This is a genomic window from Paenibacillus sp. PvR133 (assembly GCF_017833155.1).
Classification (GTDB): domain Bacteria; phylum Bacillota; class Bacilli; order Paenibacillales; family Paenibacillaceae; genus Paenibacillus; species Paenibacillus polymyxa_B.
This window is the reverse complement of record NZ_JAFIBS010000001.1, coordinates 2498988-2514277: the sequence shown is the minus strand read 5'-3', so window position 1 is coordinate 2514277 and position 15290 is coordinate 2498988. Positions and strand designations below refer to the sequence as shown.

The 15290-nt window shown below is 46.9% G+C and carries 14 protein-coding genes; 4 read left to right on the top strand and 10 right to left on the bottom strand.

Annotated elements, in window-relative coordinates:
* Positions 1–43: 43 nt before the first annotated feature.
* Positions 44–1276, bottom strand: coding sequence for an MFS transporter (locus tag JOE49_RS11115; RefSeq protein ID WP_209941142.1), 1233 nt, complete (start codon positions 1274–1276; stop codon positions 44–46).
* 131 nt (positions 1277–1407) lie between these two features.
* On the opposite strand from JOE49_RS11115, the gene JOE49_RS11110 reads away from it, so the two are divergent.
* Both JOE49_RS11110 and JOE49_RS11105 read left to right on the top strand, forming a co-directional pair.
* Positions 1408–1665, top strand: a complete 258-nt coding sequence (locus tag JOE49_RS11110) for a YqkE family protein (RefSeq protein WP_023987317.1) — start codon at positions 1408–1410, stop codon at positions 1663–1665.
* Positions 1666–1995: 330 nt separating this feature from the next.
* The gene (locus tag JOE49_RS11105) at positions 1996–2673 is read left to right on the top strand and encodes a peptidylprolyl isomerase (RefSeq protein ID WP_209941140.1); all 678 of its coding nucleotides are present in this window, start codon (positions 1996–1998) and stop codon (positions 2671–2673) included.
* Between the two features lie 226 nt (positions 2674–2899).
* Here the strand turns inward: JOE49_RS11105 and JOE49_RS11100 are convergent, their stop codons facing one another.
* Together JOE49_RS11100 and JOE49_RS11095 are read right to left on the bottom strand one after the other, a co-directional pair.
* A complete protein-coding gene (locus JOE49_RS11100) occupies positions 2900–3571 on the bottom strand; it encodes an MgtC/SapB family protein (RefSeq protein WP_053324781.1) in 672 nt (223 codons plus the stop codon).
* Positions 3572–3693: 122 nt separating this feature from the next.
* On the bottom strand, positions 3694–5067 hold the full coding sequence (locus tag JOE49_RS11095; RefSeq protein WP_209943598.1) for an N-acyl-D-glucosamine 2-epimerase: 1374 nt from the start codon (positions 5065–5067) through the stop codon (positions 3694–3696).
* A 258-nt stretch (positions 5068–5325) separates the two neighbouring features.
* Between JOE49_RS11095 and JOE49_RS11090 the strand changes: the two genes are divergently transcribed.
* Positions 5326–6117, top strand: coding sequence for an SDR family oxidoreductase (locus tag JOE49_RS11090; protein ID WP_209941138.1), 792 nt, complete (start codon positions 5326–5328; stop codon positions 6115–6117).
* Positions 6118–6236: 119 nt separating this feature from the next.
* Here the strand turns inward: JOE49_RS11090 and JOE49_RS11085 are convergent, their stop codons facing one another.
* Positions 6237–7019, bottom strand: coding sequence for a YwaF family protein (locus JOE49_RS11085; protein ID WP_209941136.1), 783 nt, complete (start codon positions 7017–7019; stop codon positions 6237–6239).
* 140 nt (positions 7020–7159) lie between these two features.
* Here JOE49_RS11085 and JOE49_RS11080 point away from each other — a divergent pair, with 140 nt between their 5' ends.
* Positions 7160–7372, top strand: a complete 213-nt coding sequence (locus tag JOE49_RS11080) for a hypothetical protein (protein WP_013309048.1) — start codon at positions 7160–7162, stop codon at positions 7370–7372.
* Between the two features lie 93 nt (positions 7373–7465).
* Here JOE49_RS11080 and JOE49_RS11075 read toward each other — a convergent pair whose 3' ends face one another.
* From JOE49_RS11075 to JOE49_RS11050, 6 genes are all read right to left on the bottom strand, one after another.
* Positions 7466–8737 (bottom strand): methyl-accepting chemotaxis protein, encoded by a 1272-nt coding sequence (locus JOE49_RS11075; RefSeq protein WP_209941134.1) that lies wholly within the window; start codon positions 8735–8737, stop codon positions 7466–7468.
* Positions 8738–8999: 262 nt separating this feature from the next.
* Positions 9000–10340 (bottom strand): hemolysin family protein, encoded by a 1341-nt coding sequence (locus tag JOE49_RS11070; RefSeq protein WP_209941132.1) that lies wholly within the window; start codon positions 10338–10340, stop codon positions 9000–9002.
* A gap of 140 nt (positions 10341–10480) precedes the next feature.
* A complete protein-coding gene (locus JOE49_RS11065; protein ID WP_039269422.1) occupies positions 10481–11140 on the bottom strand; it encodes an SGNH/GDSL hydrolase family protein in 660 nt (219 codons plus the stop codon).
* A 231-nt stretch (positions 11141–11371) separates the two neighbouring features.
* Positions 11372–12637: a beta-propeller fold lactonase family protein gene (locus JOE49_RS11060; RefSeq protein WP_209941124.1), complete on the bottom strand. Its 1266-nt coding sequence runs from the start codon at positions 12635–12637 to the stop codon at positions 11372–11374.
* A gap of 175 nt (positions 12638–12812) precedes the next feature.
* Positions 12813–13730 carry a PD-(D/E)XK nuclease family protein gene (locus JOE49_RS11055; RefSeq protein ID WP_209941122.1) on the bottom strand — a complete coding sequence of 306 codons (918 nt, stop codon included), beginning with the start codon at positions 13728–13730 and terminating at the stop codon, positions 12813–12815.
* Between the two features lie 131 nt (positions 13731–13861).
* Positions 13862–15157 (bottom strand): galactokinase, encoded by a 1296-nt coding sequence (locus JOE49_RS11050; RefSeq protein ID WP_209941120.1) that lies wholly within the window; start codon positions 15155–15157, stop codon positions 13862–13864.
* Positions 15158–15290 lie beyond the last annotated feature (133 nt).

The following is a 15290-nucleotide window of genomic DNA, read 5'->3' as shown; positions in this document are numbered from 1 at the left end:
TGAGCTCTAAGGTTGTCCTCTTAGACAATCCTGTGTGATTCGCTTATCCGGCAGAATGAATATCCTGATCCGTTACGTTCTTCCTGGCTGAAACCGGGAACACGTTTTTTCCCTTCGCCCATAGCAACAACGCTGCAAGCAGCAGTATGCCACCGTTTAACACAAAGATCCAGCGGATTGGCATCCAGCTGCCAAGCATACCGCCAATCAACGGCCCCGCCATGGTCGCGAGTTGAGTGGCTGATTGGCTCAAGCTAAAGGCTCGTCCGCGAAACTCCGGCTTGGTGACCTCCACAGTCATTGCGTTGATAGCCGGCATGACGGACGCATAAAACAATCCATATCCAAACCGAAGCGCACCAAAACCAACAAAGTTGGTTATAAAAAATTGTAAGATATTCCCGATTCCCGAACCGATCAGTCCAATCAGCAGCACGTGTGCAAATCCGGTCCGGCCTCCAATCCGTCCCCATCGGGGAGCCATGAGCACCGCCGCAATACCAACGGCTGAGAATACAATCCCGGAACTTAAAGACGCCCGGCTACGGTCAACTCCCATTTCAAGCACATATACCGTAATTAACGGTTCCAATATCATGACGGAAAAGGTACTTAATCCCGCCAGAATAAGCAAAAAGCACAAAGGCCGATTAGCAATAGCCTCCTTGATATCATCACGAACATGCGAGCGGGTACTGGTTCCCTTGAAGCTGTCCTCTCTAGCGCCAAAAGTCGCGATTAACGCAGATACCAGCACAAGAGCTGCAGAGAAAAAAAAGGCATTTCGATTGCCATAATAATGGCTCACTACACCGCCAATCAGCGGACCTATAATGCTGCCTGTCGCCCCAGCGGTCGCCATAATACCGAGTGCATAGCCGGTTTTCTCCTCAGGCGAGCCCGTTCCGACCAGCGCAATCGCAGCAGGAATAAACCCGGATAGAAGGCCTTGAAACAACCGTACTCCTACGAACACATACGGATCTGTCACAAAAGCACATATCAGGTACAACACCGCCAGGCTAAAGCCTGAACGAATCAACATCGGCTTACGTCCATACTTATCTGCAAGCGAACCCCAAAATGGGGCAATCAGCGCGCTGGCTAAAAAAGTGACTCCAAAGGCAATCCCCGACCACAGTTCCAGATGATCATTTACGCCCATTTCCGTATTCAGAAAAATAGGTAAAAACGGAATAGACACGGAATAGGCCATGCTGCAAAACAATACTCCAATCCACAAAATGACCAGGTTTCGCTTCCAATATAGATGCATGATGCCACACGTCCCTTCTGCTCATTCCATTATTACCCTCTAAATTAGAAAAGTCTACCGCCCAGCTCATCCTTCAATCGTGGAACAACCGTGCAGAAGCTGATATAATCGAATGGAATGGAGATGATGACATGGCTAAGAAGAGAAATTCGTCTTCCCCTGCTCCTGCGGCTCAGGACAAACCTGCTACGTTAAAAGATCTGTTGAGTCAGGATGTGCTGAATAAGCTTAAGGCTCAAGCCAATGAAGCCCAAGCAGAACAGGACAAGCGTAAAGAAGACGAACGGCAGCGTGCCGTCGAAGCAAAAAAAGCTGAACAGAAGAAGCTGGATAACAACTTCGAGCATCTACTGAATAACAGCAATTTGGACTGGCACAAATATAAATAAGCCAAAACCACAACGGTTTTGGCCTATCTTTACGCTTTATGTTATAGCCAGTCACGAATATGTTGTACTGAGTACAGCACCCCTACCCAAACCGGCAGACTGAACGCCATACCCCATATGAGACCTTTCGCCAGCTTTTTGTCTACCTCCATCATGATCCTGCCCCTTTCCTTGGGAATAGCAGCAGTATGGGTCAAGAATACGGCTTTCAAACCCGTATTTCCTTATCCCCAGCAAAAAAGGTATGATAGAAAATGGAAAAGTGTTCTGCGCTGCCCCCAAACTATAATTTAGGATGTTACACCATCCAACCTTTCAGGAGGAATATCAATGAACCGAAAAACGATACGCCCATGGTACACGCTGTGCCTGCTGGCCATCATGCTCGTGCTGGTTGCTGGATGCGGCACAAAAGCGGCCGATGTGGAAGCTGCCAGCCGGACAAGCACTACAACTCCTGCTGCGACTAAAGACAAAAGCAAGACTGTTTCCCATCCGATTGTCACGATTGTCATGAATGATGGCAAGAAAATTAAGCTTGAGCTGTATCCGGAAGTAGCACCGAACACGGTTAACAACTTCATTTCTTTGGTGCAAAAGGGAGCCTATAACGGTACCATTTTCCACCGTGTCATCCCAGGCTTTATGATTCAGGGTGGTGATCCGCAAGGTAACGGTACAGGTGGCCCCGGCTACAGTATCAAAGGCGAATTCAAGAGCAATGGTGTTAACAATACACTCAAACATACACGTGGCGTATTATCCATGGCCCGCTCAGCGGATCTGGATTCGGCCGGATCGCAATTTTTCATCATGGTTGCTGATGCGGACTACCTCGACGGTCAATATGCCGCTTTCGGTAAAGTAACGTCCGGGTTGGATGTGGTCGATGCTATCGTCAATTCCAAACGAGATAGCAATGACAAACCGATCAAACCGGCTACGATGAAAAAAGTCACTGTGGATACGCTGGGTAAAAAATATCCAGCTCCAGTCAAAGTAAAGTAAGACATCAAATCAGTCTTTCAAAACGGGATAACAGCAACGACCTTGTGCATACGCATGAGGTCGTTTTTGCTTATCCCCTGATGCTTTCTAAGCTGCTGTCTCTGTGATGTAGTAAGAGTATATACACAAAAGGAAGCGTTTTCAATCATTATTTTTAAAGTTTTTTACTGTTAAATGGGTCTGTCAGCGTTCGACAAAAAAGCTACTGTATGAGCAGTAAATTCGTCTAATTGGACTTAGTCTCGACTGAACGAATACCTTCCATCTCTTGCAGCAGTGACAGCAGTTCCTCCACTCCCTCTGACCGGGACAGCTTTACAAGCATATGAATAACCAACTGCTCACCATTATTGATGCGCTCGACGTGAAAGCTGTGAATCGTCAGCTTCTTGTGCTCCAGCAGTTCTTTGATCCGATTCAGCACGCCCGGCTCATTGTCGACCTGAACAACTACTTGTCGCGTGGACGGAGTAGCCATCTGATAAAAACGACTATGGAGCAAGGACTGAGCCGCTAAAATAAACAGCGTTACACCTGCACCAAGCCCATACATCCCTGCACCTACGGCAATACCGATTCCGGCGGTAGTCCAGATGCCTGCGGCAGTGGTCAGCCCTTTGATTCTATTTTTTTGTGTAAAAATCATCCCTGCGCCAATAAAGCCGACTCCACTTATAACCTGTGCTGCTATTCTGGAAGGGTCCAGCGACAGGTTCGACCAGACGGTTTGATCCTGAAAACCATATTTGGATACCACCATCATGAGCGCTGCGCCAATACCGACAATGAAATGGGTGCGAATGCCCGCTTCTTTCATGCGACTTTTGCGCTCATAGCCAATTAAGGCGCCGCATAGTCCGGCAAACATGACCCGAATCAGGTAATCCCAATCCCACATACTTTTTTCACTCCACTATCGTTTATGTTTTGAAAAGATGCTGCTCCTCAAATATATACAATTCGAAAATGCTATGGCAAATGAGCCGTTTATACAGCTGTTATTTTGTTATTACCCAAATTTTAAGGAACCCTCACTTCATTCTCCGGCAGATTGCGATGTGCCTTCCTTCCCTTGAGCAGCCATAGCTCCGGTGTATCCTGCACACCATCAAGGCGCAAGCTGAACGCCTCTGCTGGTAAATTGCGTATACGCAGCAATAGACGGTTTCCGTCTGCTACGGCATCCACAAGCTCCAGCAACGTTAGTGAATCGCTCCTTAGATGGCGGCTCAGGTCGCGTGTTGTACCTGCTCTGTCCTCCCGGCTCCAAATACGCAGCTCATCTACAGACGGTGTGGCAATCCGCTTGCTGAAAGAAATAACTACCTCATCTTCGGCTGAACGTTCCGCCTTAAGCGGTTTGGGCGGCTCATCGTACATGTAACCACCCAAATGGTATTCATAGGCGGTCCAGGCGTTGTAGCCGCCCTCGAGGGCGGTAGCCCCAAACTGCTGCGTCCACTCACGGTCCCGAACCATACGCGCAAGGGAGCCAATATCCGCCTGCACCCCGAGGGGCAGGCCCGGATAAGCGGCCCGTATCGACTGAGCGATGCGAGCATAGCCCCGGGTATACTGTGGCGGTAGACGGCAGCGCATCCAGTCCGGCCAATGGGTCTGGAGTACGTGCATATCCGGGGCGACGCACCCGATCATAGCTACCGCGTCCAGCCCCTGCCATTCCCGCAGCTGGCCTGGGACATCGCCGCGTCCGCTCACAGCAAGCGACCATGTCGCCACGCAGATGTCCGGCCGGACATCACGCACACCGCCCGCGCCGTTCACCAGCTCGCTGATCAGGCCGTTCACGGCGTCCACACGCAGATCAACCCACTGCGCGTACAGCTTCGGAACCTTCCGGTAATAATTCCGCGCATGCTTGTCGCGGAAATCCGGAATGTTCTCACCACTGCGCTCGCGAAAGGCACGCTGTGCATGCGGCCCAACATCCCCGTACACTCCACTGCGCAGCCCGTTCCATTCGGGGAAATAAGGCTCCGCCACCTCGAACCCGTCGAACGGAATGTCGGTGACGAGCCGGGCAGCGGCTTTCTTTTTCCATTCCACATACTCCTGAGCAAAATGCGAAAGCCGCTGAAATCCGTCGTTCGGTTCGCGCAGCAGCTCCATGCGCCATTCTCTCCACTCCGGCGGTAGCTGGGACACGCCAAAAGAACCGTTGCCTAGCACCATTGCCCACACCGCTATGCCTCTGCGTTGAAAAGCAGCAACAAGCGCTCCATCCACTTCATTTTCACGCACGACAAAATAATGAACGGTCTGGTAGCCCGCAAGGGCGATCTCATCTGCTATACTGTCCCGCGAACGGTTGGCGTAATAGGGAAACAACGGATCGATTTGAATACTGGGGCCGCTCAGTGCCCACGGTTTCATTTTTCCGGTCAGTGCTATAGCGTCTGTCGATTCGGGTCGGTCATTTGCGTCATAGCTCAATTCGATCCACCTCCGTCACTCGGTCTTCTCCATACTTGTTCCTGCTATATGTTTTTGCTATAAGTTCCTGCTGGTTCGCCTATGTTACCATATTTCGCAAATGGGATGAAATCCAGTGTGACTGTTTCACCATCAACGTACAGAGGTATGAAATAACGAGTCAGGTTTAGTTTATGAACGGAATGGGAGGAATAGTCAATGGCAGAGCAGAGATTGCAAGGGAAGATAGCAGTGGTCAGTGGTGGAGGTTCAGGAATCGGCAAGGCGACCGCGATCCGTTTTGCAGAACAAGGCGCCAAGGTGGTCATGCTGGATCGGACACCCAAGCATGCAGAGGAGACCAAAGCAATCATTGAGCAGGTTGGCGGCGAGGCACTTGTACTGGAATGTGATATTTCCAAGCCGGACATGATTCAGCAGGGGTTCGCTAAAGTCGTGGAAACGTACGGAAAGCTTGACATAGTATTCGCCAACGCAGGCATTAACGGCACCATGGCCCCTATCGAGACACTGGAACTGGAGGAATGGGACCGCACGATGAACATCAATCTTCGCGGCACCTTTGCTACCGTTAAATATGCCGTCCCTTACCTGAAAGAACGCGGCGGCAGCATTATCATTACCAGCTCCATCAACGGTAATCGAACCTTTTCAGGTATTGGATTCTCAGCCTACGCCTCCACCAAGGCAGCTCAGGTTGCTTTTATGAAAATGGCAGCGCTGGAGCTGGCACGTTACAAAATTCGGGTCAACGCGATATGCCCGGGAGCTATCGACACGGAAATTGACGATAACACGTACCCTTCGGAAGACTTGAAGCAGGTACAAATTCCAGTCGAATTTCCGAAGGGCGGAGAGCATCCGCTAGAGGATGCCCCTGGTGAGCCAGAGCAGGTTGCCAATCTGGTCCTGTTTCTCGCCTCAGACGAGTCATCTCATGTATCGGGTACGGAAATTTATGTAGACGGAGCAGAATCACTACTGCGTTAAGTATTAGAATGGGGAACGTTATACCCATGTGTACTACTGTTTAGGCATTCTTAGCAGCCTTATCCCTGGTCATATACTTGTGGAATAGGCTGCTTTTATATCGCTGCTTTACAACGGCTTTATATCGACCTGTCAGCACCATGCAGAGCTCCTTTGCGAAAGCGGACATACAGCCTGCCTCCTGGAAGCACCTCGAACAACAGCATCAGAAGAGAAAAGAACAGCAGTGCAATGACTTCTTCTGCCACAATATACAGAGGATATGGCCCTAAAACATCCAATATCGACGGTGTTGACGGCTTTCCGGTCAGAAACATGTAGTTAGCTCCGAGAGCATCGTCTACGATCCACACCATCAGCGCCAGGCCATTCAGAAAAAGCATCACTCCTCCCACACTCTTCCACGTCGGTCGGAGTCCTTCTATCCAGGTCATATACAAGGCTGCCAGAATAATAGCACTATGAGCTATGAAAAAATGGATAAAACGATAATGCGGAAATGCGTATGCCAAATTAGGCGTGAGTACTGCTTGAAGCGCCCCTCCAATTCCGGCAAAAAGAATGATCGGGTATAACCAGCGGCTTCGAAAAATGAGCATCAGGATAGACAGCAGCAGTGTCACACTGCACAGTTCTAATGGCAATGAGGTCTGGACATCCCAAATACGCTGCATCACATACCAAATATTCAGAGTCAGCTCTGACAGAATGAGGACTGTAATTAACAACCGGCGAATTCCCTCGCTTACAGGCTTGTTCGATCGAATCCATCCCCGAGTCAGCCACAGCATCAAAGCGCATACAATGAGTCCCAATATAGCCAACCCATGTGACGGAGTAAAAGCCTCGAACCCTTCTGGCGCGTTGGCATCAAACCAAGGCCCTGACCACGACCTATCCATAGCTAGCCCCCTTTGATCTCTTTCTCTCTTCGTTGCATTCTATTTTATACCCAATAGCCGATGATGTTCTAGCCGTGTTTCTTGCTTGTTCAATATCTTACCTTTATGATAAAAGATATTATATTCAAAGGAGAACCCTCATGGCCATTAATCGCCGATTAATTACAGATCAGGATTTCAATGAGGCACTGGAACGTCATCTTCGTGTCCGAGTATTTCAGGATGACCAATTGATTGGCTCTGGCGGAATCATTATCCGTTTCGACGATCAAACCATCGTCGTGCAATCCAGCGTCAGTGATCTGGCTTACCACCCCAGAAAACAATGTGAGTTTTTTGAAATTAAAAAATAGCCACTACACACCGGGGAACCATTTTGCTGCGTTTTCCGGTGTATAGCGGCTATATTTTGTTTGTATATATCATGCCTCACATGATGGTTTCTGTTATAGTTGCATTCCACGTGTTTTCATCATGAGTTTATTCGTAAGCACTTTCAAATCCTCGGAAGAAGACGAAATTTCCTGCATAATTGCTGTCTCCTCATGAGCAGCCTTATAAATTTTGTGAGCTCCTTCAGAGAAGGCCCCTGACATTTGCTGAATACGATGGATCTGCTCAAAGGTTTGATCTACCCGGTTCGTCTGCTCCGTCACGGCTTCTTCCATTAAACGGATGCTCTCGACAAATTCACGTACAATAGCGTTCAAACGGTTCAGCGTCTGATCCACAGAGCTTGTCCGTTCCGCCTCAGCACTGACCAATGACGTCTGCTGATGCATCAACTGCACTGTCTCTACGATTTGTGACTGGACACGGCTAACGATGGCATTTATTTGCTGCACAGACTCCGTACTTTGGGCAGCAAGTGCGCGAATTTGGTGAGCCACTACAGCAAACCCGTTCCCTTCTTCTCCCGCACGCGCCGCTTCTATGGAAGCATTTAACGCCAGCAAATGGGTCTGTTCCGCAATATCCTTCACGGTGCTTGTAATCGCTTCAATTTGGGAAGCTTCTTTTTCCAGTCGTGCAATTACCTGCTTCGAACGACCATGTGATGCTGTCAGCTCTCCCATTCCATCCATCAGGGATGAAAATACGGTCTGCGTCGAATCTACTGAATGCTCCATATGGCCTGACAATTCCAGCATATGCCCCGATTTGCTACGCATCATTTTAAAATCGCCCAGCATTCGGTCTGCTGTTTTAATAGATTGGGCAGAGGCTTGCTTTTGCTGCTCCACGCCATTCAAAATATCTTCTACCACCGAAGACATGGACTCAATTTGTGTGGTAGCCTGCACAATAGCCAAGCTCAGATTTTCCGCACTTTGCGAAGTTGTTCTGGTGCTGTACGAGATCTCATTGAACATATCTTTAATGTTCAGCATCATATGCCGAAATGCATCATACAGAACTTTGATTTCATCCTCCGAACGACGTTCAGGAATTACAACAGACAAGTTCCCCGCCGAAGCTTCCTCTGCCGCCTTTGCCAACCTAACAATTGGCCGTGTGAGTAATTTTGAGATCAACCAGCCCAAAATGCCACTCCACAGGACACCCAATAACAGAATGATCGAAGTATACACCCATTCTTGTGTACCTTGAGCAAGCCAGTCCTTGAGTACAAAAATAAAAAAAGCGCTTGTTCCATAGGTTATTGCAGAAATTGAGACAAATGCAGTAACCATTTTCGTACCTAGTGACATCTTCATGTACTGTAGCCCACCCCAAAAAACTCAAATTTGATTCCATTTTACCATAAAATTGCTACATTTCTAGTAGAATTTTTCACAGACAGATATATTTATGAGCATAAAGATACAGAGTCTTAAGTCCCCTACCCTAATTAAAAAAACAATATGTTACCAGGTAACAGCCTGCATCTTAAAATGGACGAATCGTGTTGCTACAAGCTTTACAGGCCATTCGTCACATCTTAAGCGAGCTGTTACTCGACAAAGTCATTTTCCATTATTAAAAATCATTGTCATTTTTCTGTTCAACGACTGCTTTCTTAATCGCTTCAATTGTGTCTATTTGGTGACCGTTTTTTTCCAGTACGGTAAACTCCCATAAACCGATGGTCAGCTTCTCTCCTTGCTGGATATCAAAACGCTCTGAAAGCATCCATCCCCCAATGGTATATACGTCCCCGGCCTCAATATCCGTCTCCAAGCGTCGATTGACCTCATGAATGAGCGCCTGTGATTTGAGTATGTAACGATGATCATCTGTTTTTGTAATGAGTGGAGTTAACGCTGCGGGGGTTTCGGTGTCGGTATAGGAAGGAATGTCTCCAACAATCTCCTCCATAATATCCTCTAGTGTGACAAGTCCTGACGTTCCACCATATTCATCCACCAGCACCGCTACAGGAATGCGTCGTTTTTGCATCTGAATCAGCAGATCCCGAGCCTGAACCGTCTCGATAACCTGAAGCACCGGGTGAATATAAGAAGCCATCGTCGTATTCCCTGTGCTGTGCCCACGTGCCAAATCATGCAGGGCTTCCTTGACGCGAATCATCCCGATAATACGATCCCGGTCGCCATGTTCAGCTACAGGTAGAAAATTATAAACCTTGTCCTCGATCAGCTCCATAAACTCGGCCACTGTTGCCTGGTGGGAGATGGAACGGATGTGGATGCGCGGTACCATAATTTCCTGCGCCGCACGGTCGTCAAAATCAAATACATTGTTTAGATATCGATATTCTGTCGGTGTAATTTCACCATTACGAAAGCCTTCAGATAACGCCAAGCGAAGCTCGGCTTCACTGAGTGCCGCATCTTCTTCAGATACCCTTTTGAGCCCGAAGAGACCCGTAATGACACGCGATGAACGACTGAGCACCCAATTCAGGGGATAGGTCATTTTATAGAATATCGTGATCGGACGGGCAAAAAACAAGGCCATCGGTTCAGCAATCTGTATGGCGAATGTTTTCGGTACCAGTTCCCCAATGACCACCTCGAAGTAGGTCAAGATCAAAAAAGCCAGCAAAAAGGAGAGCACTCCCGTCAAGCCTGCCGGAATATGAGCCAACACAAACAGGGGGTGTAGCAGATGTTCAACAGTAGATTCCCCTAGCCAGCCTAGCGCCATTGAGGTTAATGTGGTTCCGAGCTGACAAGCAGATAAATACTCGTCCAGCCGAGACAAAATGTTTTTAACGGCTTTCGCATTTTTGTTGCCTTCAGAGGCCAATTGATTGATGCGAGATACCCGCACACGAATGATGGAATACTCCGAGGCCACAAAAAAAGCAGTTAATGCGATAAGCAATATAACCAGAATGATATTTATCGTTTCCATAGCCCTCTCTTGCTCCGTTCATGACGAAGCAAGAAGCCCCCCTTTGACATTCATTTTTGGATGGAACCATAACATAAGTAATGATGTCCATAATCGTGTATTACCCAAAAATGACAAGGAGTAGACTATGTATGCCCCTGTTAGCGAATCGCCAGCGGACTCTTTTGCACAATATCTATCCATTGATCAGCTATCAACTGATGCCCAACCGCTGTCGGATGAACCCCGTCATGCAGCCAATAGGAGGCGTCCGCCTGGGTAGCGGCTTCGTTCAACATGCTCTGGAGCGGCACAAATACGGCCCCAAATTCGTCCGCAAGCTGACGTACAATACGCTGGTATCCCGTTATTTTTTCTTGCCAAATGTCCCATCGCGCCTCGGTAGCTCCCGTTTTCAAAATAAACGGCTCGCACAGCACGAGTCCCAGATCAGGCATCACTTCACGCGTTTCTTCCAGAAGGTGGCGATAGGCTCGTTCAAATCGGTCCGTCACCCCGGACGGCTCCTGCTCCACGATCCGCCAGGCATCGTTCACTCCGATTAGAATACTGAGTAGGTCCGGCTTCAGGCTAAACATGTCCTCATTCCAGCGTGCATACAAATCCGAAACTCGATCCCCCGAAATTCCCCGGTTCACAAACTCTGGCTGCGTGGTAGTCAAACGGCTCCCCAACGCACCTGCGATCAGATACACATAGCTCTGACCCAGCCAATGGTTCGCGTCCTCATTTCGTCCCCTTCCTCCGTCTGTTATAGAATCTCCCTGAAAAAGAATACGTGCATGTTCTGTACTCGTCATCTTCCTAACTTCCTCCTTCGCATTTTCCAATAATACCCTTATCATACCTCGTATCATCTAAATTAGAAAGCGGTTTCAAAATATAGAGGAATTACAGATTTGCATTATGATATACATTTCTGTTCACCTTGCATCTGTAGTCGCAAGTAAAAAGCCCGTCGTCACGCGGGCTATCACTAATGCTCCTTCCTCGGTTCCTAGTTTGAGTTCTTCCCAAGACCCCTCTCCAATTCAAGGATTTACTCCTACTGCGAATGGACGAGCTCCCACCGGAATGGTAGTAATCGTAGTTTGGGTGACTCCATCAATTACGGAAACGTTGTTATCATCCTGATTTGTTACATAGATACGATTAGTTATTGGATTGACACCTACTCCATTCGGATTATTCCCAACCGGGATCGTAGCAAGCACTGTATTCGTCAACCCACTAATTATGGAAACATTATCCGTATCGCGATTTGCTACATATATAGCATTTGTAGAAAGATTAATCCCCACTTCACCTGGAGTCATCCCAACTGGTACGGTTACAATCACCGTATTCGTTACTCCATCAATTACAGAAACGCTGTTACCCGTGAAATTTGACACATAAATACGATTAGTTTGTGAATTGACACCTATTCTAAATGGATTCACCCCAACTGGAATCTGGGTAATCACGGTATTTGCTGCTCCATCAATGACCGTAACGACATCAAAATTAAAATTTGCTACATAAATACGATTGGTTAATGAATTGACACCTATCCCCGTTGGAAGAGACAGACCTCCGACAGGAATAATGGTAGCAATCACTGTATTGGTCAAACCGTTAATTACGGAAACTGTGCTGTCATTAAAATTTGCTACATATATAGCATTGGTTGCAGTATTGACCCCAATTGAGCTTGCTCCATCTCCAGTAGGAACGGTAGCAATCACCGTATCGGTTAATCCATCAATTACGGAAACGTCATCACTGTTCAAATTTCCTACATAAATTCGGTTGGTTAATGGATTAACTCCTACTCCCGCGGGATTAACGCCAACAGGAATGGACACGATCACCTCATTGGTCGATCCATCAATCACAGAAACATCATTACTATCAAAATTGGCTACAAAAATGCGATTGATTGATAGGGGGCCGGACTCTGCCCCAGCCCCTAACAGCTCAGACGATACAAGCCGATGAGCCGTAACCAACTCTCCAGCTGCATTTTTTCCCCAAACGGAAATTTCAGTCTGACTTGCGGCAACACCTCCCGTTGTAAAAACGAATGAATATGCATCAAAATTTGCAGAATAATTTTTAGTAATGACTTGATTCGGAGCGACTGAGAAAGACTCAAGTACATATGACGTTCTCGATCCGTTTAATATATAGCCTTCTATCATTAGAGTCGAAAAATTGACAGAATCCTGGTTTTCGATTTTGATCGTCACCTCTTGAGTGGGTCTTATACCACTGACAGCACTATTATTAATAGGTCCAGTTGACAGAATGGCCATTTAAATGAAACCTCCTATATTCAAATATTACAGTTAAATTCCAGTCTTAAAAGACTACTAATTCTATTTGTAATATATGCAGGATTTTTAATATAAATTGGACATTAACTCAATAGAGTAAAAGAAAGACACCCATTTTAATTAAAAGGAGTGTCTTTATTTTACTCTATTCCCCTCACACCGCTCGGTACTTACACACCTCACGAAAATTACAGCCTCCGCACGCTCTGCGTGAAGGCATCGGAGTGAAGAAAGATTCAGGCTTGGGGCGATTATAGTAATCGTCATCGAGACAGGACTTCATTTCCTCGATGTATCGTCCGACATTACCAACCACTTTGTCGATATCCTCTTGCGCGGGACGATACACCTCATGCTCTCCTGTCATCAGATACTCCACACGTACCTCGATCTTCTCCAATGGAAGCTGATAGTGCTCCTGCACATAGGAAGCATACAAAAAAAGTTGGTCGGAAAAATCGCCTTCCTTGCCTGTTTTCCAATCCACGATGACCATGTCTCCATTGTCTCTACGGTAGAGCAAATCCATTTTGACATACACTTTCGTCTCATGAAGGAGCATCGTATCCCACTTCTCCACTTCTACAATTCGGGCCTTTCCCTGTTGCAGTTCATGCCAAACCGCAGTACGGTATAAATTGTGTATCACCGCGTGCTGTCGCTCCTTAATAAGGGCGATCCGTTCCGAAAGCACCTCGTCGTCGTAATAAACCTCCGCCAGCATGACGCGATTTTTCGGATCTTGTAGCCATAGCTCACGGTGTAGCGATTCCTTGTAGCTGTCATTCAACATGTTCTTCATAGCTGTCTCGAGGTATGCTGTACGCGGGATAGCCCCTTTTTCCATCCATCCACGTATGACTGATTCACACATTTGATGCGTGATATTCCCGAATAAAATATATAAGTTGCTCAGTTGCTTGAGCCGATACAACGTAACTTGCTCTTCAGTGCCCTGTGCCGAATTCCAGCCATTATGCGAGCCGTAATAATGATAATAGTATTTGCGTAAGCATTCATCGAACGTTTGAGCCCTCGATTGCGAATAGGACCAGGACGGGTATATAGCCATGACAGGCCCTCCTTCATTAAAACTATCATCTCTTTATTATAACGCAAACCTAAGCTGTGTCGGCGATAAAAAGGACAAAGACTTTAACCCATGGGTTAAAGTCTTCTACTGACTGACTAGTTTGTAAACTCTCAATGAGTCCGTTCAACATTTATCAAATCACTAACATTAACGGCACCGTCCTCACGGACGTTGACAACAAGTACCGGAGTTCCCAGCATTCCGCTGATCCACTCCTTATAATTATCCACATGATCATTCGGAAGAATCGTCAAGATGACACCAGCAAAGCCACCACCATGTACCCTGCATGCGCTGTTATCTATTGATTGTAAATACATTTCGGTTAAAGCCAGTGCAACCGATACGTCTTGTTCCCGCGCAACCCCACTTCTATATACGTTTTGGAGCCATTTCCATGAGGAATTACCAGATTCGGTAATGAGCCTCAGGAAATCAGTAAAGCGCCCCTCCTCCAGTGATTTCACCTGTTCATCCACACGCCTATTTTCTTCAAAAAAATGCAACGCCCGCAGTACTGCACGGTCTCCTGCTTTTTCCCTGACCATTTTAAGGTTGGCATATAGATCCTCTGGCAATAAGTCACGGCAAACCGAAGCGTCTAAAGATTGAGCCACTGCAAACATTTCGTTGGGCACCGCCGCGTAATCGTCCGTTAAATCAGCATGATTTCCGCCTGTATTTACAATAACGAGGGAATATCCGTTTTGTTCAAAATTCCAATGAACAGGATTTATGATCGGTTCCTTGGGATTTTCAAAGTCAATGGAAATCAAGCCGCCATACGCGCAAGCCATCTGATCAAGCAGCCCCGACGGCTTGTTCCAATAGCTATTTTCCGCATACTGACCAATTTTGGATTTAGCAACAGCATCTAACACTCCCTCGTTATAAAAATGATTTAATATCGTGCATATCAACATTTCAAAAGAAGCGGAAGAGCTTAAACCTGAAGCAGAGAATACATTACTTGATATATAAGCTTGGAATCCCCCGATACGGTATCCGAATTCAAGTAGACCAGCGGCAATACCACGAACCAGCAGCATCGTACTGTCATCCTCCGGTTTTGGCGACAAGTCGGTTAAATCGATGACGTACTTCGTCTTATAGCCTTCAGAAAAGAATGTAATTACAGACTCCTCCACTTTAGAAGCTGCAGCGATGGTATCGAGTGTTATACTGCCTGCCAGCACCTTCCCGTGATTGTGGTCTGTATGATTTCCACCAATTTCGCAACGTCCCGGAGCACTAAACAGTTCAATATCCCCTACACCAAAATGCTCCCGATACGCCTGTATAAGTGATTCATATCGAGTCGTTTGCTCAGAGATTTGCTGTTGACCGTACATTCGGGCAAGCACCATTTGTCCCTCTCTGGAATTCAATAGTTCCATATCATTCATCGTATATCCCCCTAATTGTATGTGTTTTCCTATGCTGGAATGATACTATAATTATCTCAATTTTCCCTGTATAAAAGTATGGCACTTTTAAAATTTGTAAGCGCTTATTTTAATCGCTTTACTGAGCATTTTA